The 22,327-nt window shown below is 75.6% G+C and carries 22 protein-coding genes; 11 read left to right on the forward strand and 11 right to left on the reverse strand.

Annotated elements, in window-relative coordinates; genetic code table 11:
• Positions 1-84: 84 nt before the first annotated feature.
• Together ACFW6A_RS04975 and ACFW6A_RS04980 are read right to left on the reverse strand one after the other, a co-directional pair.
• Positions 85-2,262 (reverse strand): EAL domain-containing protein, encoded by a 2,178-nt coding sequence (locus tag ACFW6A_RS04975; RefSeq protein ID WP_351856239.1) that lies wholly within the window; start codon positions 2,260-2,262, stop codon positions 85-87.
• Positions 2,259-3,071 (reverse strand): SAM-dependent methyltransferase, encoded by an 813-nt coding sequence (locus ACFW6A_RS04980; protein WP_351856241.1) that lies wholly within the window; start codon positions 3,069-3,071, stop codon positions 2,259-2,261. The genes ACFW6A_RS04975 and ACFW6A_RS04980 overlap by 4 nt, the downstream gene beginning before the upstream one ends.
• Positions 3,072-3,613: 542 nt before the next feature.
• Between ACFW6A_RS04980 and ACFW6A_RS04985 the strand changes: the two genes are divergently transcribed.
• The 3 genes from ACFW6A_RS04985 to ACFW6A_RS04995 all read left to right on the forward strand — a co-directional run bounded on the left by ACFW6A_RS04985 (position 3,614) and on the right by ACFW6A_RS04995 (position 5,815).
• Positions 3,614-4,264 (forward strand): hypothetical protein, encoded by a 651-nt coding sequence (locus tag ACFW6A_RS04985; RefSeq protein WP_386638704.1) that lies wholly within the window; start codon positions 3,614-3,616, stop codon positions 4,262-4,264.
• Between the two features lie 61 nt (positions 4,265-4,325).
• The gene (locus tag ACFW6A_RS04990) at positions 4,326-5,090 is read left to right on the forward strand and encodes a hypothetical protein (RefSeq protein WP_351856244.1); all 765 of its coding nucleotides are present in this window, start codon (positions 4,326-4,328) and stop codon (positions 5,088-5,090) included.
• A gap of 164 nt (positions 5,091-5,254) precedes the next feature.
• Complete coding sequence (locus ACFW6A_RS04995) at positions 5,255-5,815, forward strand: hypothetical protein (RefSeq protein WP_351856246.1); 561 nt, start codon at positions 5,255-5,257, stop codon at positions 5,813-5,815.
• Positions 5,816-5,924: 109 nt separating this feature from the next.
• Here ACFW6A_RS04995 and ACFW6A_RS05000 read toward each other — a convergent pair whose 3' ends face one another.
• Positions 5,925-6,410, reverse strand: a complete 486-nt coding sequence (locus ACFW6A_RS05000; RefSeq protein WP_351856248.1) for a hypothetical protein — start codon at positions 6,408-6,410, stop codon at positions 5,925-5,927.
• A gap of 495 nt (positions 6,411-6,905) precedes the next feature.
• On the opposite strand from ACFW6A_RS05000, the gene ACFW6A_RS05005 reads away from it, so the two are divergent.
• Positions 6,906-7,568, forward strand: coding sequence for a class F sortase (locus ACFW6A_RS05005; protein WP_351856250.1), 663 nt, complete (start codon positions 6,906-6,908; stop codon positions 7,566-7,568).
• A 64-nt stretch (positions 7,569-7,632) separates the two neighbouring features.
• On the opposite strand, the gene ACFW6A_RS05010 is transcribed toward ACFW6A_RS05005, so the two are convergent.
• On the reverse strand, positions 7,633-8,559 hold the full coding sequence (locus tag ACFW6A_RS05010) for a polysaccharide deacetylase family protein (RefSeq protein WP_386638707.1): 927 nt from the start codon (positions 8,557-8,559) through the stop codon (positions 7,633-7,635).
• A gap of 3 nt (positions 8,560-8,562) precedes the next feature.
• Between ACFW6A_RS05010 and ACFW6A_RS05015 the strand changes: the two genes are divergently transcribed.
• Positions 8,563-9,045 (forward strand): universal stress protein, encoded by a 483-nt coding sequence (locus ACFW6A_RS05015; protein WP_386638710.1) that lies wholly within the window; start codon positions 8,563-8,565, stop codon positions 9,043-9,045.
• Positions 9,046-9,057: 12 nt separating this feature from the next.
• Here the strand turns inward: ACFW6A_RS05015 and ACFW6A_RS05020 are convergent, their stop codons facing one another.
• Complete coding sequence (locus tag ACFW6A_RS05020) at positions 9,058-10,317, reverse strand: CapA family protein (protein WP_351854157.1); 1,260 nt, start codon at positions 10,315-10,317, stop codon at positions 9,058-9,060.
• A gap of 300 nt (positions 10,318-10,617) precedes the next feature.
• On the opposite strand from ACFW6A_RS05020, the gene ACFW6A_RS05025 reads away from it, so the two are divergent.
• From ACFW6A_RS05025 to ACFW6A_RS05040, 4 genes are all read left to right on the forward strand, one after another.
• Complete coding sequence (locus ACFW6A_RS05025) at positions 10,618-11,181, forward strand: sigma-70 family RNA polymerase sigma factor (RefSeq protein WP_351854200.1); 564 nt, start codon at positions 10,618-10,620, stop codon at positions 11,179-11,181.
• 76 nt (positions 11,182-11,257) lie between these two features.
• On the forward strand, positions 11,258-11,671 hold the full coding sequence (locus ACFW6A_RS05030) for a PaaI family thioesterase (RefSeq protein ID WP_351854203.1): 414 nt from the start codon (positions 11,258-11,260) through the stop codon (positions 11,669-11,671).
• A gap of 125 nt (positions 11,672-11,796) precedes the next feature.
• Complete coding sequence (locus tag ACFW6A_RS05035) at positions 11,797-12,300, forward strand: hypothetical protein (protein WP_386479168.1); 504 nt, start codon at positions 11,797-11,799, stop codon at positions 12,298-12,300.
• Between the two features lie 154 nt (positions 12,301-12,454).
• Positions 12,455-12,868 (forward strand): hypothetical protein, encoded by a 414-nt coding sequence (locus ACFW6A_RS05040; protein WP_351854205.1) that lies wholly within the window; start codon positions 12,455-12,457, stop codon positions 12,866-12,868.
• A gap of 4 nt (positions 12,869-12,872) precedes the next feature.
• Here ACFW6A_RS05040 and ACFW6A_RS05045 read toward each other — a convergent pair whose 3' ends face one another.
• The 6 genes from ACFW6A_RS05045 to ACFW6A_RS05070 form a co-directional block, all read right to left on the reverse strand.
• The gene (locus ACFW6A_RS05045; RefSeq protein WP_386479171.1) at positions 12,873-14,084 is read right to left on the reverse strand and encodes a histidine kinase; all 1,212 of its coding nucleotides are present in this window, start codon (positions 14,082-14,084) and stop codon (positions 12,873-12,875) included.
• Complete coding sequence (locus tag ACFW6A_RS05050) at positions 14,081-15,814, reverse strand: cation acetate symporter (protein ID WP_351854166.1); 1,734 nt, start codon at positions 15,812-15,814, stop codon at positions 14,081-14,083. Before ACFW6A_RS05050 ends, ACFW6A_RS05045 begins: the two co-directional genes overlap by 4 nt.
• A 21-nt stretch (positions 15,815-15,835) precedes the next feature.
• Positions 15,836-16,219 carry a hypothetical protein gene (locus ACFW6A_RS05055; protein ID WP_351854168.1) on the reverse strand — a complete coding sequence of 128 codons (384 nt, stop codon included), beginning with the start codon at positions 16,217-16,219 and terminating at the stop codon, positions 15,836-15,838.
• 76 nt (positions 16,220-16,295) lie between these two features.
• Positions 16,296-17,048 (reverse strand): LytTR family DNA-binding domain-containing protein, encoded by a 753-nt coding sequence (locus ACFW6A_RS05060; RefSeq protein ID WP_351854170.1) that lies wholly within the window; start codon positions 17,046-17,048, stop codon positions 16,296-16,298.
• A 71-nt stretch (positions 17,049-17,119) separates the two neighbouring features.
• A complete protein-coding gene (locus tag ACFW6A_RS05065; protein ID WP_386479175.1) occupies positions 17,120-19,204 on the reverse strand; it encodes a SpoIIE family protein phosphatase in 2,085 nt (694 codons plus the stop codon).
• A 48-nt stretch (positions 19,205-19,252) separates the two neighbouring features.
• Complete coding sequence (locus ACFW6A_RS05070) at positions 19,253-20,581, reverse strand: DUF6777 domain-containing protein (RefSeq protein WP_386638713.1); 1,329 nt, start codon at positions 20,579-20,581, stop codon at positions 19,253-19,255.
• Between the two features lie 283 nt (positions 20,582-20,864).
• On the opposite strand from ACFW6A_RS05070, the gene ACFW6A_RS05075 reads away from it, so the two are divergent.
• Together ACFW6A_RS05075 and ACFW6A_RS05080 are read left to right on the forward strand one after the other, a co-directional pair.
• Entirely contained in the window at positions 20,865-21,782 is a 918-nt protein-coding gene (locus tag ACFW6A_RS05075; protein WP_386479227.1) for a YndJ family protein, read from the forward strand.
• Positions 21,779-22,321, forward strand: coding sequence for a DUF1990 domain-containing protein (locus tag ACFW6A_RS05080; RefSeq protein ID WP_351854177.1), 543 nt, complete (start codon positions 21,779-21,781; stop codon positions 22,319-22,321). Before ACFW6A_RS05075 ends, ACFW6A_RS05080 begins: the two co-directional genes overlap by 4 nt.
• Positions 22,322-22,327 lie beyond the last annotated feature (6 nt).

Here is a 22,327-nt window from a genome sequence, read left to right on the forward strand (position 1 = left end):
CGGGAACCGCGAGGCGGGCGCGGTGCCCGCTCCGGGAGCCCGCACGGGCCCGGTCCTCGGAAGGACCGGGCCCCGCACCCGTGCTCAGACGGCGTCGGCGAGGACCAGGGTGTGGATGCGGTCCGGGGCGCCGGGGCGGGCGTAGTACCAGCCCTGGGCGGTGTCGCAGCCCAGTTCGCGGAGGCGTTCGGCCTGCGCGGCGGTCTCCACGCCCTCGACGGTGACGGCGAGTTCGAGGCTGTGGGCGAGGGAGACGATGCCTTCGACGATCTTCAGGTCGACGGGGTCCACCGGGTGCTGCTGCATGCCCCGGGTGAAGGAGCGGTCGAGCTTGAGGACGCTCACCGGGAGGCGGCGCAGGTTGGCCAGGTTCGAGTAGCCGGTGCCGAAGTCGTCCAGGGCGATGTCGACGCCCATCTCGGCGAGCTGGCGCAGCGGTTTGAGGAGGTCCTCGTCGGCGCCGATCAGGGCGGACTCGGTGACCTCCAGGCAGAGCGCGCCGGGCGCGAGGCCGGAGCGTTCCAGGACGTCGACGGTGTCGGCGACCAGCCGGGGGTGGTGGAGCTGGGTCGGCGACAGGTTGACGTTGATGCGCAGCGGGGTGCCGGTGCCGGGGTTGTCGAGCTGCCAGGAGCGGGCCTGGCGGACGGCCTCCTGGAGGACCCAGCGGCCCAGCGGCACGATGAGCCCGGTGTCCTCGGCGAGCGGGATGAAGCGGTCGGGGCCGAGCACCCCGTGCTGGGGATGGCTCCAGCGGACGAGGGCCTCGGCGCCGTGGACGCTGCCGTCGTCGAGGTGGACGAGCGGCTGGTACTCGATGAAGAACTCGCCGCGCTCCAGGGCGGTCGGCAGGGCGGTGGTGAGGCCGTGCCGGGTGATGGCGCGGGCGTCGGCCTCGGGGTCGGCGAGCTCGAAGCGGTTGCCGCCCGCGGACTTGGCCCGGTACATCGTGATGTCGGCGCTGCGCAGCACCTCGGCGGCGGTGCGCTCGCCGGCCGGCCCCTCGACGACGCCGAGGCTGCCGCGCACGGTCAATTCGCGTCCATCGACGCCGACGGGGGTGGCGAGGGCGGCGAGGATGCGGTCGGCGAGCGCCGTCGCGTCCCGTTCGCCGCCGGTGCCGGTGGTGAGGGCGACGAACTCGTCGCCGCCGAGCCGGGCGACCATCTCGCCCGGGCCGGTGGCGCAGGCCTGGAGCCGGTCGGCGACCTCGACGAGCAGCCGGTCGCCGATGGAGTGGCCGAGGCTGTCGTTGATGGCCTTGAAGCCGTCGAGGTCCAGGTAGCAGAGGCCGAAGCGGCCGTCCTCGCCGGCGGTGGCGGGGGCGAGGGCCTTCTCCAGCCGCTCGAAGAACAGCGTCCGGTTGGGCAGCCCGGTGAGGGCGTCGTGGGTGGCCTCGTACCGCAGGCGCAGGTGGAGGAGGCGCCGTTCGGTGATGTCCTCCATGAGGGCCAGCTGGTACTGGGGCAGGCCCTGGGCGTCGCGGAGGAGGGAGACGGTGAGGTTGGTCCACAGGACCGTGCCGTCGCCCCGGTAGTAGGGCTTCTCCACCCGGTACTGCTCGCGTTCGCCGCGCACCAGTTCCTCGTAGAGCCGCCAGACGTGCGGCCCGTCCTCGGGGTGGACCCACTCGCTGACGTTGCGGCTGCGGACGTGGGCCTCGACGCCGCCGAACATGCGGGTCATGGTGTCGTTGATCTCGACGATGCGGCCGTCGAGGTCGGCGATGCCGATGCCGATGGCGGCTCCGTCGAAGACGGCACGGAAGCGGCTCTCGGTGGCGTGCAGGGCGATCTCGGCGGCGCTGCGGGCGGAGAGCGCGGAGCGGGCGATGGCCTCCTGCTCGACGCGGGTCCGCTCGCGCAGGGCCTGGGCGTAGCCGGTGGCCATGGCGTGCTGGAGGCGGGCGCAGCGGGCCCGCAGTTCCTCGGCGGCGAGTTCGGGGTCCGTGCCGCAGTAGAGGACCAGGTACGAGTCGACCACGCCGAGGCTGCGGCCGAGGGCGTCCGGGTCGGTGCAGTGGGCGTCGACCAGTCCGGCGCCGGCCCGCTGGGCGGGGGCGGTGTCGAAGGGCCGGGCGAGCAGGGCGCCGCTCAGCAGGCGGGCGAGCGGGAGGAGGTGGACCTCGAACTCGGCGCGGGTGAGGGAGGTGGCGGTCACCGGGAAGATGGCGCGGCTCCAGATGGTGACGAACCGCCTGAGTCTGTCCTCGGGGCCGTCGGCTTCCGCGACGTTGCCGGACGGCTGCGACGGCACCTTCACGCCTTGCGCCCCACACCCGCGAAGCCGGAGAAGGCGTACGGGTCCTCCTCCTCGGCCGGGTTGTCCGGCCGCCAGAGGGGCATGGAGACGACGCCGGGCTCGACGAGGGCGGTGCCGTCGAAGAAGCGGGCGACCTCCTCCCGGGAGCGCATCACCAGCGGGCTGCGGGTGGTGCGGTAGACGTCCACGCCGCCGCTGGCGCGCTCCTCGTCCACGGGGATGCCCTCGTAGGAGGCGTGGGTGAGGATCAGGAGGCTGCCGGGGGCGAGGGCGGCGAGGAGTTCGGCGACGGCCTCGTACGGGTGGTCGGCGTCCTCCAGGAAGTGCAGGACGGCGACGAGCAGCAGGGCGACCGGCCGGTCGAGGTCGAGGAGTTCGCCGACCTCGGGGCTCTGCAGGATGTCGGCCGGCTTGCGGAGGTCGGCCGGGACGACGGCCGTGCCGTCGACGCCCTCCAGGACGGCCCGGCTGTGGGCGACGGCGACCGGGTCGTGGTCGACGTAGACGACGCGGGAGGCCGGGGCGGCGGCCCGGGCGACCTCGTGGACGTTGCCGAAGGTGGGTATGCCGGAGCCGATGTCGAGGAACTGGGTGACGCCGCCCGCGACGGCGAAGCGGACGGCCCGGCGCATGAACGCCCGGTTCGCCTGCATGATCTTGGGGAGGCCCGGCAGGAACTCCATGGCCTTGCGGGCCGCTTCCCGGTCCACTTCGAAATTGTGCGAGCCGCCCAGATAGAAGTCGTACATACGGGACACGCTCGGTACCGAGATGTCGATACCGGGCGGAGCCCAGGCGGGACGCTCCATCAATGTCTCCAACAAGTCGCCATGGGGGATGCGGCCCGGTTTTCGCGGCCGTGTTCGAGGTGAGGCTACTGATCGGCCGCCGAGAGAGCGAGTAGAAACGGAAATTCGCGGTCCGTTCTTGGTCACACGCCTTTGGCACGTGCGCGCGGAACGAAGAGTTCACGCCTTCAGGCCGTGCACCTTCACGTGCATATGGTCGTGCGCCCGCTCTCCGGAGGCTTTCCGCGCGCCGGTCGGGCGGCCCCGCACCCGTCCGCGCCTCGGCGCTCGGCGGCTCGGGAACCGTCCGCGGGACCGGAAAGCGACGGCGGGCCGGGACCCTGACAGGGCGACAACCGGACAGTTCTTCCGAACGGCCCCCGCGGTGGCCCGCGTCGGCCGTTTCCCGCCCCTTCCTCCCCTCCCGGAAGGCCCGTTCCCCGCGCCGATCGGGGCCGCCGGAGGCGAAACGTCAAACCCGTGCATCCGAAGATCCCCACCATCCGGGGAATCACGCCGCATTCGGCCCCCGGTTCGGCGTCCGTGTGTTCAAGCTCGTCGGCGTGTCTCTGTACGGATCACCCCTCGCGCGGTCGTTGGCCGCCGCCGGACTGGTGTGGCTGCTCGCCGCGCCCGCGCCTGCGGCGGCCGACTCCTGCGCCTACGCCACGGTCGGGCCGAACGGCTCGCACACCTCGGTGTCGGTGGTCGGCCCGGGCGCGTGCTCGCCGTCGCCGAAGCCCCCCACGCCGAAGCCCACGAAGCCCCCGAAGCCGAAGCCCCCGACGACGAAGCCGCTGCCGCCCCTGCCGGCTCCGCCCCAGAAGCCGCCCGTGCCGCCGAAGCCGCCCGAGCCGACGCCGCCGCGGCCCTCGCCCCTGCGGCCCGGGGCCCCGCCGGCGCTCCCCGCGCCCCCGCCCGCCCGACCGCCCGCCCCCACCCCGGCGCCGCGGCCCGCCCCGGCCTCCCCCTCCCCCGCGCCGGCCACCCCGGCGCCCGAGGAACCGCCGGCCCCCGAGCCCCCGGCCCCGCCGCCGCCCGACCCCGCCGCGGCGCCGCCCGCCGCGCCCCCGAGCCCGGTGCCGCTGCCGCACTACCAGCGGACCTCCCGGCCCCAGCCGAAGAGCACGTCGTCACCCGTCACCACGATGCTCCTGCTCACCGCGCCGGCCGTACTGGCCACCGCGATCCTGCGTCCGCGCTCCTCCCGTTGATCCGGCCCCGAGCGCCGTACGCCCTCCCCGAACCCCACCCCTTGAGGAAGACCGAGGAACCATGTCCGAATGGCTTGTCCTGACCCTGGCGATGGCCGCCGCCTGCGGTGTCGTCCTGGCCATCGTCGTCATCAACCAGCGCCGGATCACCGAGGACGACGACCCCAGCGAGACCCCCGACGTCATCGAGTACATGACGATGATGATCGGCGTGATCTACGCGATCGTCCTCGGTCTCGCCATCGCCGGCGTGTGGGAGGCGCGCGGCGCCGCCCAGGAGGTGGTGCGCCAGGAGGCGCAGGCCATGCACGAGATCTCCGAACGGGTCGAGGTCTACCCGGTGATGGTCCGCACGCAGATCCGCGCCGACGTCGACGCGTACGTCGACTACGTGGTGAACGAGGAGTTCACGTACATGGCCGAGCACGGCGAGACGAGCGCGGAGGGCGACGCCCTGATGCGGAAGGTGCGCCGCAGCGTGACCGACTACGAGCCCGCCACCGACTTCGAGGGGCAGGCCTACCAGCCGCTGGTCGACCAGGTGATGGTCGCCGACGACGCCCGCGGCGCCCGCGGCCAGAGCGCCGGGGAGACCATGCCGGGGGTGGTCTGGTTCGGGCTGATCATCGGCGCCCTGGTCTCGGTGGGGCTGATCTTCACCCTCCAGATCCGACGCACCGGACGCGAGGTGCTGCTCGCGGGCCTCTACAGCGCGCTGATCGCCTTCCTGCTCTTCCTCATCTGGGACTTCGACGCGCCGTTCGGCCGCGGTCTGGCCGCCACCGCCGCGCCGTTCACCGATCTGTTCCCGCAGGTCACCGACTGACCGACCGGGCGGGACTGGGCCACCCGGGGGACACCGGTGCCCCATTCGCACGTCTGGGATCGCGGCTGTGGTAGTGCGCTCCTAGCGTTTCGGGCAACGAGGTGCACGCAGGCTCCTCGCGGCCACTGGGCCGCGGCCGACCCTCGGGACCCGGAGGAATCACCATGCGCGCGATACGTGTCGCGTCCACCGCCCTGCTGGGGGCGGCCGCCCTCGCCCTGGCCGCCCCCGTCACCGTCGCCCACGCGACCGACGGTGCGCCCGCGCCGAACCCGCGGGTGCGGGGCGCACAGGCCCCGGGCGATTTCGTCGTCTCCCCCTCGCTCGTCGCCGCCGGCGGCCAGGTGACGCTCAGCGCCCCCGGCTGCTCCAGCACGGCGACGGCGACGGCGGGCATCTTCGACACCGTCCAGATCGCACCCGGTTCGGCCGTGACCGCCACCGTGGACGCGGACGCCAAGCCCGGCGCCGTGTACACGGTGGCGTTCAACTGCTCGGGCGGCGTGCAGGACACCGTCGACCTGACGATCAGCGGACTGGCCACGCTGTCGCCCACGGCCCGCTCGACCGTGCTGCTCACCCCGCGCGGCGTGCAGGGCGGCCTCGGCGGCTCGCAGAGCGGCGTCGGGCCGGGGACGCTGGCGGCCGGCACGGCCCTGGTGCTCGCCGCCGCGGCCGGTTCCGCGTACGCGCTGCGGCGGCGCGCGAACGGCCGCCGGCACTGACCCCGCGCGCGGTTCCCGCCCGCCGGACGCCGGACAGCCCGCCGCCCCCGGTCCCTTGCGGAACGCGGGGGCGGCGGGCACAGTCGGCCGACCGGGAGGTTCGAGCCGGTCAGGCGCCCGCGCCGGTCATGCGGCGGCGACGGAGGACGAAGACGCCGCCGCCGAGCGCGGCGGCGGCGACCAGGCTGCCGCCGACGGCCATCTCGGTGGAGCTGGGCGCCAGCGAACCGCCGAGGCCGCCCTGGGCGCCGCGGCCCGCGAGCACGCGGAACGGGTGCGTGACGACCTTGGAGTTGTCGCTGCACTTCACGGCCAGGTTGTAGTTGCCGGGGGTGGCGTTGTTGTAGACGCGGGCGATCGCGCTGGACAGGCCGTTGGAGTTGACCGAGAGGCTGGTCTCCGGGAAGGCGTTGGACGTGACGGTGCCGCCGTGACCGCATCCCTTGGCGGTGATCGTGATCGTCGACCCCGCGTGGACGTCGTAGGGGTTGACGGTGACGTTGCTGGGACCGTTGGTGGCGGCGGCGAGGGGCGCGGCCAGGCCGACCGCCGCGATCGCGGTGGCGGTCACCGCCAGAGTGCGTGCAGCACGCATGGTTGAACCTCCAGTGGAAGACGCCCCAAAGCGGTGCTCCGGGAGATTCGACGAGTACGCCTTCCATGACGAACCATCACAATTCGGGCAGCCTTCCGCACCTCGGCACTGGGCCGGTCCGGTGAGCCCCCGTGCCGCCGATCGAGTTGCGCCGGGCGGCACAACCGCAGGTCAGGGACGCGCGAAACGATTGTCCGACGAGTACTCGGATGGGCCAGCGCACCGTCACCCGGGCCGCCCAACGGGCCCCGAGGAGCGCCGCCCGCAGGGTTTCTGACGGAGGGTCGGCAACAGTTCTGACGGTGGGTCGGGCGCGGCCCGGCGCCGTCCCGGCCCCCCTCCCGGCGCGTCGCCACCCGTACGGCGGGGACGGGCTACCCGTACGGCGGCGGCGGGCTACCCGTACGGCGGCGGCGGGCTACCCGTTCGGGCCGTCCGGAGCGCGGGGACGGGGAAGCGCCCTTACCGTTCACACGTCGCCACGAAGGGAGAACCATGCCCCCGAAGGACTTCCGCGTCCCCGAGCGCAGGAGACGTCAACCCTGGGGCGTCCTGGCCCTCGCCATGCTGTCCGGACTCGCGATGATGCGCAACGGCGTGGACGTGGCGGGAGGCCCCCCGCAGCCGGCCGCCGCGGCCCGTCCGGTGGCGCGCCCGGTCGTCCCGCCGCCCGCGGAGGCGTCGGCGGGCCTCCAGCCGCTGCCCTTCGCGCCCGCCTCCCGGGTCCGCATCCCGGCGATCGACGTGGCGGCCCCGGTGATGGACGTGGGGCTCGACGCGGACGGCTGGGTGGCGGCCCCTCCCCCGCAGGACGCCAATCTGGCCGGCTGGTACCAGAACGGCATCGCGCCCGGCCAGCGCGGCACCTCGGTGATCGTCGGACACGTCGACAACAAGAGCGGGCCCGCGGTCTTCTACGGCCTCGGGGCCCTGGAGAAGGGCCAGCACGTCGAGGTCGAGCGGTACGACGGACGGGTGGCGGTCTTCGAGATCTACGGCGTCGAGGTCTACTCCAAGCAGGACTTCCCCGGCCCGCAGGTCTACGGCGACACCGGCCACCCCGAGCTGCGGGTGATCACCTGTGGCGGCGGCTACACGCGTGCGAACGGGTACGACGGGAACGTCGTCGTCTACGCCCGGATGGTCGGCTCGCGCTGACCGCCGGACGCGCGGAGGGCCCCGGGAGACCCCGGGGCCCTCCGCGCGCGGCGGCGCCGTCCGGTCAGCGCCGGGGGACGGTGACGGTGTAGCCCTGGTCGAGGAGGGCGGGCAGGTAGCGGCGGAGCGCGGCGACGCTCTGGGACCGGTTCCCGCCCGCGTCGTGCGAGAGGACGATGACGCCGGGCCCGGCGCCGTCCAGGACCCGGCGGACGATGGTGCCGCTGCCGGGCTCCGTCCAGTCGAGGGTGTCCACGGACCAGGCCAGCGGCTCCATGCCCAGCTCGGCGCCGATCTCGAAGGAGTGCCGGTTCCAGGCTCCGTACGGGGCCCGGTACCAGACCGGCGCGGCGCCCAGGGCCCGCTCCACCACCTCGCTGGTGGAGCCCAGTTCGTCCCGGATGCGGGAGGGCCGGAGCTTCGGCACCAGCGGATGGGACCAGGAGTGGTTGCCGACCACGTGCCCGTCGTCGGCCATCTCCCGCAGCAGGTCCTGGTTGTCCACCGCCATCTCGCCGCAGACGAAGAACATCGCCCGGCAGTCGTAGCGGCGCAGGGTGGCCAGGATGTCAGGGGTGTAGCGGGGGTCGGGCCCGTCGTCGAAGGTGAGGACCATGGAGCGGCCGACGCCGGTGAGCGAGAGGAAGGGCCGCTGCCGTACCGGGGGGAGGGCCCGGGGCCGGGCGGCGGGGGCGTAGGCGGTCATGGGCTGGAGCCGGTACGCGGAGGGGCGCAGCCGGGGCGCGGCGGCCGGCGGGCCCGCGGCGGGTCCGGCGGCGGGCGGGGGCGCGGACGCGGCGGCGGGGCCCGCGCCGGCGCCTTCGCCGAGCCGGTCGACGGCGAGGGCGCCGGCCGTGACGGTGGCCCCGAGGGCGGCGGCCAGGCGCAGGACCGACCTCCGCCCGGGCAGCTGATCGTTTTTCATGACCAATGGTTCGTACGGGGAGGGTCCCGGGCCCCTCACCGACACCGGGCCGCCGTCCGATTGCACCCGATGGGCCGATACCCTCGAAGGGTGAGCGAACACCGGCCCCCTCGGTTCGAACGGGGCACCGACGGCCCCAAGGTGATCATGGCGGGGGTCGACGGCTCGGCCTCGTCGCTGCGCGCCGCGGCCTACGCGGCCGGGCTGGCCCGCCGGCAGAACGCCCTGCTCGCGCTGGTCTACGTCCAGCCGGTGCTGGCGGCCGGGGCCTCGCTGGGCGCCCCGGTGACCGGGGCCACGGAGGAGGTCGCGCAGGAGCTGGCCGAGGAGATCCGCACCTCGGCGGAGCGGGTGAAGGACCTCTGGCAGGTGCGCTGGGAGTTCCGCACCTTCAAGGGCGACGCCTACGCGGGGCTGGTGCGCGCGGCGGAGGAACTGACGGCGGACGCCGTGGTGGTGGGCGCCTCGGAGTCGGCGGGGCACCGCTTCGTCGGTTCGGTGGCCGTCCGGCTGGTGAAGGCGGGCCGCTGGCCGGTCACGGTCGTGCCCTGACCGGCCGTCGCCCTACTCGCCCAGGGTCAGGCCGTCCTTGTCGGCGCCCCGGCCGAGGACGACCTGGCGGATCGTCTCGCGGATGCCGGGGTGGCGCGGGTCGGAGCCGTCGGCGGCGGCGAGGTCGACCACGCGGCCGCGTCCGGTGTCGAACCACTGCGGCAGGAACTCGGCCTTGGCGACCTCCCAGCGGGCGCCGGGCTCCTTCGGCGGCGCGAAGGTGAAGCGGCCGATGCTGCTCTGGTTGCCGCGCGGGTCGAAGGCGCCCTCGTGGTTGATCATGTCGCCGGCGATCTGGTCGCCCATCCCGTAGATCACCCAGGTGCCGTTGACCTTCTCGTACGCCTGGGGCACGTGGGCGTGCGTTCCGACGATGAGGTCGATGTCGGGGCGGCCCCCGGTCCGGGAGGCGGTGAGGGAGCGGGCGAGCGAGAGCTGGCGCTCGTCGGGCGCGGTCTGCCACTCGGAGCCCCAGTGGACGCTGACCACGACGACGTCGGCGCCGGCGGCGCGGGCCGCCCGGGCGTCGGCGAGCACCTTGCCCTCGTCCAGCAGGTTCACCGCCCAGGGCCGCCCCTGGGGGAGCGGGTAGCCGTTGGTGTCGTAGGTGTAGGCGAGGTGGGCGACGGTGGCGCCGCCGGCCTTGAGCAGGGTGGGCCGGGCGGCCTCGGCGGCGGTGCGGGCCGAGCCCGCGTGCTTCACGCCCGCCGCGTCGAGGGCGTCGAGGGTGCGGCCGAGGCCGGCCGCGCCGTCGTCGAGGGTGTGGTTGGAGGCGGTGGAGCAGGAGTCGTAGCCGGTCGCCTTCAGGGCGGTGGCGACCTCGGGCGGGGACTTGAAGGCGGGGTAGCCGGTGTAGGGCCCGCCCTCCTTCCCGTACACGGTCTCCATGTGGCAGAGGGCGAGGTCGGCGCGGGAGACGACCGGTTTCGCCCCGGCGAGCATGGGGCGGAAGTCGTATCCGCCGTCACCGGCGTCGGCGGCGGCGCGGCGGATGATCGAGTCGTGCGGGAGGACGTCGCCGGAGGCCACCAGGGTGAAGCCGGCCGGCTTCGGGGCCGGAGCGGCGGGACGGGGCGCGGTGGAGCCGCCGGGCGGGCTGCCGGGCGAGCCGGCGGGGGCCGGCGCGCCGCCGTCGGAGCCGCCCTGGCCGCAGGCGGCGACGACGGCGAGCAGCGCGCCGGCGAGGGCGGTGGAGCCGGTGCGCACGGCCCGGCCGCGCGCGCGGCCCGGTTCGGTGCGACGCGGTCCGGTACGTCTCGGTCCTGTGGTCATGAGGACTTCCACCCCGATCATCGGAAGAACACGTGTTCTGCCGAATTGATCTCCCGGACGGTCTCCAGTCAAGGGACCGGGCCGCCGCCCGGCCGAGAACCCACCGCATCGGACGCACGCACGCCGCCCGACCGCCGCACGACCGTTCACCGTGCCATTCGCCGCTCGTTACGACCGTTCGTCGCAGACGGCTGTCCGCTCCCTGTCCCCTTCCGCCCGGATGCGTTCGTATACGGCGCGGACGACGAACCGCAGAGCGGGCGGGGAAGGGTGGCAACCATGACGACGGCGACGGCAACCATGACGGCGGCGACCGTGACGACCGACGAGCGGACGCTCCAGGAGCTCCAGCGGGAGCACGGCCCCGCCCTGCTCTCCTTCCTCCTCGGACTGACCTACGGGGACCGCCAGCGCGCCGAGGACCTGGTCCAGGAGACGCTGGTCAGGGCCTGGCTCCACCCCGAGGCGTTCAGCGGGGCGTACGACTCGATGCGGCCCTGGCTCTTCACGGTGGCCCGCCGGATCGCCATCGACGCCCGGCGCTCCCGGCTGGCCCGGCCGGCCGAGATCGGCGACGGGGTGCTCGCGGTGACCCCCGACCCCTCGGACGCCACCGAGACCGCCGAGGCGGCGCTCGACGTCCGGGCGGCGGTACGCGGCCTGAGCCCGGAGCACCGGGCGGTGCTGGTCCGGCTCTACTTCGACGGGCTGACCGTCAACGAGGCCGCCGTCGACCTCGGGATCCCGGCCGGCACGGTCAAGTCCCGCTCGCACTACGCCCTCAGGCAGCTGGGCCGCTCGCTGCCGGGCTACCGGCCGCGGCACGGCACCGTTGCCCGGCGCCGGACCCCGGCCGCACAATGACGCCGTGACGCACAACGACGCCGTGACGCCTCCCGGGACCGCGCCGCTCTCCGAGACCGTGCCGCTCCCCGGGGCCGTGCCGCTGACGCCCGCCGCGGCCGAGAAGATCCTCGCCGACAACTTCGCCCCCTGGGTCCTGGACCTGGGGCTCACGGTCGACTCGCTCGACGGCCGCGAGGCCGTGCTCCGGCTCCCCTGGTCCGACCGGCTGGCCCGCGAGGGCGGCGGCCTCTCGGGCCAGGCGCTGATGGCGGCGGCCGACACCGCCACGGTGATCGCCGTCTCGGCGGCCCGCGGCGGCTTCGTCCCCATGACGACCGTGCAGCAGTCCACCAGCTTCCAGCGGGCGGTCCTCGGCGCCGACGTCCTGGTCCGCGCCCGGCTCACCAAACTGGGCCGGCGGATGGCCTTCGCCGACATCACGATGACCGCCGAGGGCACCGCCGAACCGGCCGCCCACGCGACCGCGGTCTACGCCCTGCTCGGCTGACGCCCACCCCGCCCGACTCCGCGGACGCACCGGCGGCGCGGAGTCACGGGGGCCCGCACCCCCTGCCCGGCAGGGCCCGCGGGGTCTATACACTCCATGTATACGCAGTGCGTATAGTCGCGGTCATGGCTTCACGGACCCACACCCCGCCCCTGCCCCGCCTGCTCAAGGCCGTCGTCGTCACGGCGCTCGCGATCGCGGCCGCGCACCTGATCCTCTCCGACACGCTGCGGTTCGCCCTCGTCGCGGAGGCGTCCGCCGCACTGGGGTCGCCGACCGGATACGGCACCGCCCAGGTCTTCACCACCGCGCTGTTCAACACGGCGCTGGTCATGCCGATCGTGCTGTGGACCGGGATGCGGCTGAGCGGGGAACGGCGGCTCGGGGCGATGGTCCTGGTGGGGAGCGCGGGATGGCTCGTCGTCGTCTGGCGCGGCGTCGACGCCCTGGACGACTCCTTCGGGGCGGTGCTGCCGCTGCGCCCGCTCGCGCTCCTCGTCGGCTTCACCGCGCTCGCCTCGCTCGTGCGGCGGCGCCCCTCCCCCGCCCCCTCCGCCCCTCGCGCACCACGGGACCCGTCCGCACCGATCCGGCCGGGGAACGTATCCGAAACCACACCGGCGAGTTGAGCAAAGCGGTCCACGCGGACGCCCCGAGCGGAGGAGGCTCTGCTCCGGGTCCCGAGAACCGCGGGGCCCCGACGTCCGGGAGAAGGTGGGAGCGTTGCCGCCCGAGAGCACGAACGGCGCCGGCCGCAGGAGCGGTGGGGGCCTGGCCGTACCGATGGCCTGGCTGTGCGCCGAGTACCTGGCCGACCAGTACCTGACCGCGGCCGGGCTCGCCGAGCCCGGCTCGCTGGAGCACCGGGCCTCCCTGCGGGCCCTGGCCCTCACGGTCCACCTGTCCGGGGAGCCCGCGCCCGACGAGTGGCTGCGCCTCACCGCGTACGAGGCGGGCTGGCCGGACTGGGTGGAGGAACGGCTCGCCGCCGAGGCGGCCGAGGACCCCGGCGGGGCCGACCTGGTCCTCGCCCGGGGCGCCTGGCGGGCCCTGCGGGAGACCTGGGTGCACGCCGCCGACCTGGACGGCGTGCCGGGCGGGGGAGCACCGCTCCCGGTGGACGAGGCGGCCCGCGCCTGGCAGCCCGCCTGGCGGCTCGGCCTGCCGCTCGCCCATCTCGCCGTCTGGCTCTCCTGACCCGTCACCGCGCCGGCGAAGGATGCACCCCCGGACGGTACTTGGGGAAGCGCGCGGTCACCTTCATCCCGGCGCCGACACCGGTCTCGATGACCAGTCCGTACTCCGGCCCGTACACCTGGCGCAGCCGCTCGTCGACGTTGGAGAGCCCGATGCCGGAGCCGCCGGGGTGCTCGCCGCGCAGCACCGCCCGCAGCCGCTCGGGGTCCATGCCGACGCCGTCGTCCTCGACGGTCACCACCGCCTCGGCGCCCGCGTCCCGCGCGGCGATGACGACCCGGCAGCCGCGCTCCCGGTCCTGGAGGCCGTGCTTGACCGCGTTCTCCACCAGCGGCTGGAGGCAGAGGAAGGGCAGCGCGACCGGCAGCACCTCGGGGGCGATCTGGAGCGTCACCTTGAGCCGGTCGCCGAAGCGGGCACCGGCCAGCGCCAAGTACTGCTCGATCGCCCGCAGTTCGTCGGCGAGCTGGGCGAAGTCCCCGTGCCGGCGGAAGGAGTAGCGGGTGAAGTCCGCGAACTCCAGGAGGAGGTCCCGGGCCCGCTCGGGGTCGGTGCGGACGAACGAGGCGATCGCGGCGAGGGAGTTGAAGATGAAGTGCGGGGAGATCTGGGCGCGCAGCGCGCGGATCTCGGCCTCCACCATCCGGGTCCTGGAGCGGTCCAGCTCGGCCAGTTCCAGCTGGACCGAGACCCAGCGGGCCACCTCCGTCGCGGCCCGGACGAGCACCGCCGACTCCCGGGACCCGTAGGCGACGAGGGCGCCGAGGACGCCCTCCTCGCCGGTGAGCGGCGCGGTCACCGCCCACCGCAGCCCGCAGCCGGGGTCGGCGCACCCGGTGGGCGCGGAGCGGCTGCGGCCGGTCTCCAGGGTCGCGGCGGCCAGCTCGGGCACGCCCGTGTGGTGGTGCCCCTCCCCCGGGCCGTCCCAGGCGAGGACGGCCGTGCCGTCGGTGAGGCAGAGGGCCTCGGTGCCGAGGAGCGAGCGCAGCGGGCGGGCCGCCCGGCGCGCGGTCTCCTCGGTCAGCCCGGCGCGCAGCGGCGGCGCGGCGAGCGAGGCGGTGTGCAGGGTGTGGAAGGTGGCCCGTTCGACCGGGGTGCCGAGGTCGAGGTCGGCGGCGCGGCCGCCGCGCGGGGCGGTGAGCCGGCCGAGGACGACCCCGGCGGCGAGGAGGACGGCTCCGGCGGCGCTCGCCGCCGCCCAGACGATGCCGCTCACCGGCGTGCCTCCTGGGCGGGTGCGGGGGCGGTGAACCGCTCCGGCAGGTGCAGCCGGGCCAGGGTCGCGGCGGTGCCGGCCGGGACGCTGCGCGGGGTGGCGAGCGAGACCAGCACCATGGTGAGGAAGCCGAGCGGGACCGACCAGACGGCGGGCCACGCCATCAGGGTGTGCGGCCAGCCCCCCGGGGCGAGTCCGGCGCGGGTCGCCATGACGGCGGCCAGTGCGGAGCCGCCGCCGAGCAGGAGGCCGGCGGCCGCGCCGGGCGGGGTGAGCCGCCGCCACCAGATGCCGAGGACGAGGAGCGGGCAGAAGGAGGAGGCGGAGACGGCGAAGGCGAGGCCGACGGCGTCGGCCACCGGCACCTTGGAGGCGGCGACGCCGACGGCGAGCGGGACGGCGGTGGCGAGCGGCGTCGCGAGCCGGAAGTGGCGGACGGCGCGGGAGGGCAGCACGTCCTGGGCGAGGACGCCGGCGACGGACATGGTGAGTCCCGAGGCGGTGGAGAGGAAGGCGGCGAAGGCGCCGCCCGCGAGGAAGGCCCCGAGGACGTCGCCGAGCGCGCCGCCGAGGATCCGGTCGGGGAGGACGAGCACGGCGGCGTCGGCGGAACCGGTGAGGGCCAGCTCGGGGGCGTAGATCCGCCCGAGGGCCCCGTAGAGCGCGGGCAGCAGGTAGAAGGCGCCGATCAGGCCGAGGACGACGAGGGTGGTGCGGCGGGCGGCGCGGCCGTGCGGGCTGGTGTAGAAGCGGACGGCGACGTGCGGCAGGCCCATGGTGCCGAGGAAGGTGGCGAGGATCAGGCCGTACGTGGCGTACAGCTGGTGCCCGTCCCGTCCGCCGGCCAGCGGCTGGGACCAGCCGAGGGGGTCGGCTCCGTCGGCGCGGCGCTCGGGGACGGGGGTGCCGGGCGCGAGGGCGAGGACCGTGCCGCCGCCCACCCGGTGGGTGCCCGGTGCGAGGGTGACGGCCCGCTCCTCGTACCGGACGGAGTCGACGGTGCCGGTGACGGTGAGGGTGAGCGGGGCGTCGAGCCCGACGCGTACGGTGTCGGCGATCCGGACGACGGTGTGCTCGCGGAGCACGGCGGGGGCGTCGAAGCGGGCCCGGGGCGCGCCGTCGCCGTACCAGGCGGCGACCAGGAAGAACGCCGGGACCAGCAGGGCGGCCAGTTTCAGCCAGTACTGGAAGGCCTGGACGAAGGTGATGCTGCGCATGCCGCCCGCGGCGACGGTGCAGGTCACGACGAGGGCGACGAGGAGGCCGCCGACCCAGTCGGGGGCGCCGGTGAGGATCTCCAGGGTGAGCCCGGCGCCCTGGAGCTGCGGCAGCAGGTAGAGCCAGCCGATGCCGACGACGAAGAGGCTGGCGAGCCGGCGGACCCGCCGGGACTCCAGCCGCGCCTCGGCGAAGTCGGAGAGCGTGTACGCGCCGGAGCGGCGCAGCGGGGCGGCGACGAGGACCAGCAGCACCAGGTAGCCGGCGGTGTAGCCGACCGGGTACCAGAGCATGGCCGGGCCCTGGACGAGGACGAGTCCGGCGATGCCGAGGAAGGAGGCCGCGGAGAGGTACTCGCCGCTGATCGCGGCGGCGTTGAGCCGGGGTCCCGCGGTCCGGGAGGCGACGTAGAAGTCGGAGGTGGTGCGGGAGACGCGCAGGCCGAGGGCGCCGATGAGGACGGTGGCGAGGACGACGGCGGTGACGGCGGCGACCGCGTGGGTCTGGTTCATGCGGGGTGGTCCACCGGTCCCTCAGCGCTCGACGAGGCCGGTGAAGTCGCGCTCGTTGCGCTCGGCCCTGCGGACGTACCAGTGGGCGACCGCCCAGACGACGGGGTACACGCCGACGCCGAGCGCCGCCCACACCAGGGCCTCGGGGGCGGGCAGGGCGAGCAGCAGCGGGAGGGTGCCGACGAGCAGGGCGAGCGCGCCGAGCGCGGTGAGGGCGGCGCGGAGCTGGCTGCGCATCAGCGAGCGGACGTAGGTGTGGCCGAGGGTGGTCTGCTCGTCGATCTCGGACCGGGCGGGCGGGTGCGGCGCCCGGGGGCGCAGCCGCGGGGCGGGCCGGTCGCCGAGGGCGGAGGCGTGGGTGACGGTCTCGCGCCGGGGCCGGCGCGGCTGGGGGGTCTCCGGCATCGGCGTCGCTCTCTGGGGGGCGGGTGGGCCCGTGGAGTGTAGGCAGACGGGGCCGGGTGCCGGTAGGGGTGGCCGGTCAGCCGCCGGCGCGGCGCATCAGCAGGTCACGGAGGTGACGGGCGTGCCGGCGGCTGACGGCGAGGTCGGTGGAGCCGACCCGCACGGAGGTGGCGCCGCCGTCGAGGCGGAGCTCGTCGACCCGGCCGAGGGCGACGAGGTGGCTGCGGTGGATGCGGACGAAGCCCCGGTCCGCCCAGCGTTCCTCCAGGGTGGAGAGCGGGATGCGGACGAGGTGGCTGCCCTGGTCGGTGTGGAGGCGGGCGTAGTCGCCGTGGGCCTCGACGTAGGCGATGTCGTCCACGGAGACGAAGCGGGTGACGCCGCCGAGTTCGACCGGGATCTGCTCCGGCGCGGCGGCCGGGGCGGGCGCGGCTCCGGCGTGGACCAGCTCGTGGACCCGGCGCACGGCCTCCGCCAGGCGTTCGCGGCGGACCGGCTTGAGCACGTAGTCGACGGCCTTGAGGTCGAAGGCCTGGAGCGCGAAGCCCTCGTGGGCGGTGACGAAGACGACCAGCGGGGGGCGGGCGAAGCCGGCGAGCAGCCGGGCGACGTCGAGGCCGGTGAGGCCGGGCATGTGGATGTCGAGGAAGACGACGTCGATCGCCTCCTCGCCGTCCGGCCCGGAGTCGAGCGCGCGCCCGATCCGCCGGAGCGCGGCCGTCGCGTCCCCGGCGCCCTCGGCGGTCCGCACCCGGGGGTCGGCGCGCAGCAGGTAGAGGAGTTCCCCGAGGGCGGGTTCCTCGTCGTCGACGGCCAGTACGCGCAGCATGCGCGGGAGCCTACTGGAGCGGCCTGGAGGTGCGGCAGCGCCGGGCGCCCGGGCCGCGGCGGCGGGCGGGTTCAGTCCGTGACGGCGAACTCGCACCAGACGCACTTGCCGCCGCCCCGGGACTCCACGCCCCAGGCGTCGGAGAGCTGGTCGACGAGGAGGAGGCCGCGGCCGGAGACGCCCGCCTCGCCGGCCTCGCGGCGGCGGGGCAGGGCGCTGGAGCGGTCCTCGACCTCGACGCGGAGCCGCCGTTCGGCGCCCGGCAGGATCCTCAGGGTGAGGATGGCGCCGCCGTCGGTGTGCATCAGCGCGTTGGTCATCAGCTCGTCGGCGACGAGTTCGATCTCGTCGGCGCGGGAGCCGGCGCCCCAGGCGCGGACGGCGGCCCGGATCATGTGGCGGGCGGAGCTGAGGGCTTCGGGGTCGCTCTGGGCGACGTGCTGGCGGAAGCGGCCGCCGGTGGGGGCGTAGGCGCCGAGCCGGCGCAGCAGCAGGATGGCGACGTCGTCCTCGCCGCCGCGGTCGGCGACGACGTCGCAGAGCAGGTCGGCGAGCCGCTGGAGGTCGGAGGGGCCTCGGCGGACGAGGGAGGAGAGCCATGCGAGGCCCTCGTCGAGGTCGGCTCCGGGCTTCTCGACGAGCCCGTCGGTGTAGAGCATGAGGGTCTGGCCGGGGTCGAGTTCCAGGGTGGTGACGGGGTAGTCGAGCCGGCCGAACTCGGCGGAGAGGCCGAGCGGGAGGCCGCCCTCGACGGCGATCCGGCGGCAGGTGCCGTCGGCCTCCCGGACGAGCGGGTCGACGTGTCCGGCGCGGACGACCTGGACGACGCCGGTGGCGGGGTCGGCCTCGGCGTAGGTGCAGGTGGCGAAGCGTTCGGTGTCGAGTTCGTGGAGGAAGACGGAGGCCCGGGCCATGACGGTGGCGGGGGTGTGGCCCTCGGCGGCGTAGGCGCGCAGCACGATCCGCAGCTGGCCCATGACGGCGGCGGCGTGGGTGTCGTGGCCCTGGACGTCGCCGATGACGGCGCCGACCCGGCCGCCGGGGAGCGGAATGACGTCGTACCAGTCGCCGCCGACGTCCCGGCCGAGGCGGGCGGAGCGGTAGCGGACGGCTATCTGGGCGCCGGGCACGTCGGTGATCCGGCGGGGCAGCATCGCCTGCTGGAGCCCTTCGGCGAGGTCGTGCTCCTGCTCGTACAGCATGGCCCGCTGGAGGCTCTGGGCGATGCTGCTGCCGAGGGCGACGAGGAGGGTCCGCTCGTCCTCGCTGAAGCCGCGCTTGTCGCTGTAGAGCAGGCCGAGGGCGCCGATGGGGCGGGCCTGGGCGATGAGCGGCAGGTAGGCGGCGGCGGTGATGCCGAGGCCGCTGATGTGCGGCCACAGGACGGGGAAGGAGGCGGCGAAGTCCTCGGCGGTGTCGATGAAGCGGGGCCGCAGGGTGCGGATCACCTCGCTCATCGGGTAGGGCTCGTCCACCCGGGTGAAGCGGGTGCCGGGGACGAAGGCGCCTTCGGGCCCCTCGGCGACGAGGTGGATGCGGCCGGCCTCCAGGAGGCCCATGACGAGGCTGGCGGCGCCGAAGTGCTCCAGGGCGTGCGAGTCGTTGAGGAGGTCGATGACGTCCTGGACGGTGCGGGCGTAGGCGAGGGCGGCGGTGGTGCCCTCGACGACGCCGGCGCGCTGCCGCCGGCCCTCGTCGAGGCCGAGGCGGGCGGCGGACTCGGTGAGCTCGTGGGTGGCGTCGCGGAGGACGCCGACGATCCGCACGGGGCGGCCGTCGGCGTCCCGGTGGACGATGCCCTGGGTGTGGGTCCACTGGTGGGAGCCGTCGCGGCGGCGGATGCGGAAGTACGCCCCGTACTGCTCGCTGCCGTCCTTGAGGGCCTGGGCCACGAGGGTGTCGAGCTGGCGGCCCTCGTCGGGCAGGACGCGGCTGCCGAGGGTCTCGGGGCGTCCGTCGTACTCGTCGGGGGCGAAGTCGAAGACGTCGAGGGCGGCCTCGTCCATCTCCATGGTGCCGGTGACCAGGTCCCAGTCGAAGCCGCCCATGCGGAAGGCGGCGCCGAAGGCGCTGAGGATCGGCGCCGCCGCGCCGTCCGTGGCCGGTGCCGTGTCCGGCCGGCCCACCGTGTCCGCTCCCCCGCTGCCCGCGCTCATGGGAGCCACGCTAGGGCCGGCGGGTTCCTCGCGCACCACGAAGATCTTTCAGCCGGCGAACGTGTCGGGCTGGGTGGGCCCCGGTTCGACCGGCAGGAGGTCCTCGGGGAGCGGATAGCCGCCGTCGGGGTCCGCGTAGGGGTCGGTGTACGGGTCGGTGTACGGGTCCGCCGGGGGTTCGGCGTACGGGTCGGCGGGGGCGTCCGGGTCGGGGTACGGCTCCGGGGGCGCGTCCGGGGCCGTCGGGGAGTCGGGAACGGTCGGGGCGTCCGGCGCGGTCGGGGTGTCCGGCGCGGTCGGGGCGTCCGGGGCCGTCGGCGTGTCGGGGGCCGTCGGCGTGTCGGGCGCGGCGGGGGTGTCGGGCGCCGCGGGGGTCTTCGGGGCGGCGGGGGCGTCGGGGGTCTTCGGGGCGGCGGGGCGCTCCGTCGGGGGCTCGGGGGTGCCGGGCGCGTCGGGGTCCTCGGTGCCGGTGTCCGGGGTGACGGGGTCGCTCAGGGCGCAGGTGTCGGGGTCGCAGTCGGGGACGGTGTCGGGCTTGCGGTCCTCGTCGCCGTCGCTGCCCGCCTTGCGCTCGATCCAGCTGTCGTCGGAGACGTTCACGATGACCAGGCTGGTGACGACGGCGGTGGTGGGCTTGACGACGATCACGCGGTCGGGGTCGAAGCCGGCCCAGGGGTCGCCCTGGTGGACGGCCCCGGAGACGCTGACGGGGGTGCGGAGCGGGTTGCCGCAGGCGCAGCGCACGCGGGGCGCGCCGTAGGGGTCGACGAGGACGGCGGTGCCGGCCTGGAGGACGGACTGGAAGGCGGAGGCCCGGCCGTCCCGGAAGCCGTGGTTGGTGACGCGGGTGTCGGCGCGCAGCAGGACGGGGGTGAGTTCGCGCAGCCAGTCGGCGACGCCGCCCTCGGGGATGCCGGCGGCCTCGGCGAAGGCGCGGAGCTTGGCCGGTTCGGCGGCCAGGTAGGCGACCTGCTGCTCGACGTCGCAGCTGCCCTCGGCGCGGGTGCCGCCGTAGAGGCCCGGGGTGGAGCCGGTGACCTCGCGGATGCCGGGGGCGCTGACGGGCTGGGCTCCGGGGTCGGCCTCCTGGGGCGCGCGCAGTCCGGCGCCGCGGGCGGTGGAGGCGGTGAAGGGGTCGGGGCCCTGGGCGGCGACCGGCTGGAGGTGCACCTCGTGGGCGGCGCCGAGGGCGGCCCGGCCTCCGGCGCCCCCGGATTCCCCGGAGGAGCACCCGGCGAGGAGCAGGGCGGCGCCGAGGCCGGCGGCGAGGGCGGTACGGCCCCGGCCGCGGGCGGCTCCGGGGGCTGGGCGGACGGCGGCGGGGTTGCTCCGCGTCCGGCGCTGCGTGGGGCGCACGTTGCTTCTCCCGGTCGTCACGAGTGGGTTCCTCCTGTTCTGTCGCAGTCGGTACCGGCCCGCAAGCGGAGAGCGTCCGACCGGGCGGGACGGCCGTCGGCCGGGGCGGGCACGGCGTTCGGCGGGGGCGGGGACGACCGTGGGCCCGGGCGGGGACGGCGTTCGGCCGGGGCGGGGCGATCGCCGGTCCGGGCGGGACGGCCCGATCCGGACCCCGTACTTGAACACGTTCAAGAGAAGCCCTACGCTCGGCCTCCTCAGCATTGAACGTGTTCAAGTCGGGGGGTTGGATGCCATGACCATGCTGTCGGCCTTCGTGGTGCCGGTCGTGACGGTCGGGATGCTCTGGGTGGTGCCGACCGGGCTCGGGCTCGTCGGAGGACCCCGGCCGCCCGGCTGGGACCGGCTCCGGCGGGCCTGGCCCCTGCTCGCGCTGCCCGGCGCGGTCTCGCTCTGGCTCCCCCGCTCCGGCACGGCGACCGCGCTCGCGGCCTGCTACGCGCTGGCCACCCTGGCGCTCGCCCTCCAGGCCCCGGCCCGGCTCGTCCTCACCCTCTTCCGGCCTCCGGCCGAAGGGGCCCCCGCCCCGCCCCGGTCCGCCGAGGTCGCCGTCCTCACGGCCCTCGTCTCGCCGTCCGTCGCGGGGGTCGCGCTCGTGGCCGAGCGGGCCTCGTACCCGCTCTTCGGCTTCGAGCTCGACCTGCTCGCGCTGACCGTGCCGCACTTCCACTTCGCGGGCTTCGCCGCCGCCCTGGTCGCCGGGCTGCTCTGCCGGGCCTCCGCCGGGGGGCCGCTCGCCCGGACCGCCGCGCTCAGCGTGCCCGCCGGCACCCTGCTGGTCCTGGCCGGCTACTTCGTCGACGACTGGGCGGAGCTGGCCGGGGCGGTCGTCCTCACCGCCGGGATGGCGGCCGTCTCGGTGCTGACCCTGCGCGAGCGGCGCGGCCTGGCCGGCGACCCCGCGACCCGGGCCCTGCTCGGCGTCTCCGCGCTGGTCCTGGCGGTCACCATGGCGCTCGCGCTCTGGTGGGCGCTGGGCGAGGCGACCGGCCTGCCGCACCCCACCCTGACCTGGATGGCCGCGACCCACGGCCTCGGCAACGCGCTCGGCTTCGCCGTCTGCGCCCTGCTCGCCCACCGCCGGCTCCGCGCGGCGGCCCCCGCCGCGCCCACCGGCTCCCGCCACCCCGCCACCCTCCCGCGAACGGAGCTCCCGGCATGACCCGCATCCTCGGCGACCTCGCCCCGCGCCGCGCCCTCAGCTACCGCGAGACCGGCGCCACCCGGACCCCCGACGCCCTCCCCGCCGGCTACCACCACCTGCGCCACAGCGCGCCCGTCGGCCACGGCCCCGCCGACTTCCGGACCGCCGCCGAGGCCGTCACCACCTGGCGGATGCACCGCGCCACCGGCGCCCGCGTCCGCGCCACCGCCGGGCGCGCGGCCCCGGGCGTCACCCTGGAGGTCGCGCTCGGCGCCGGCCCGCTGGCCTACGGCGTCCCGTGCCAGGTGGTGTGGCTCCCGCAGGAGGAGCACCGGGCCGGCTTCGCGTACGGAACCCTCACCGGGCATCCGGAGTGCGGCGAGGAGTCCTTCCTCGTGGAGCTGGAGCCCGACGGCACGGTCCGCTTCACGGTCACCGCCTTCAGCCGGCCCGCCGCCTGGTACACCCGCCTCGCGGGCCCGCTCGTCCCCCGCCTCCAGCTCGCCTACGCCCGCCGGCTGGGCCGCGTCCTGACCCGCCTCGTCGCCGCGGGCTGAGGCCGG

Origin of the sequence: Streptomyces sp. NPDC058758 (genome assembly GCF_042746075.1) — a bacterium.
In the GTDB taxonomy this organism is placed as follows: domain Bacteria; phylum Actinomycetota; class Actinomycetes; order Streptomycetales; family Streptomycetaceae; genus Streptomyces.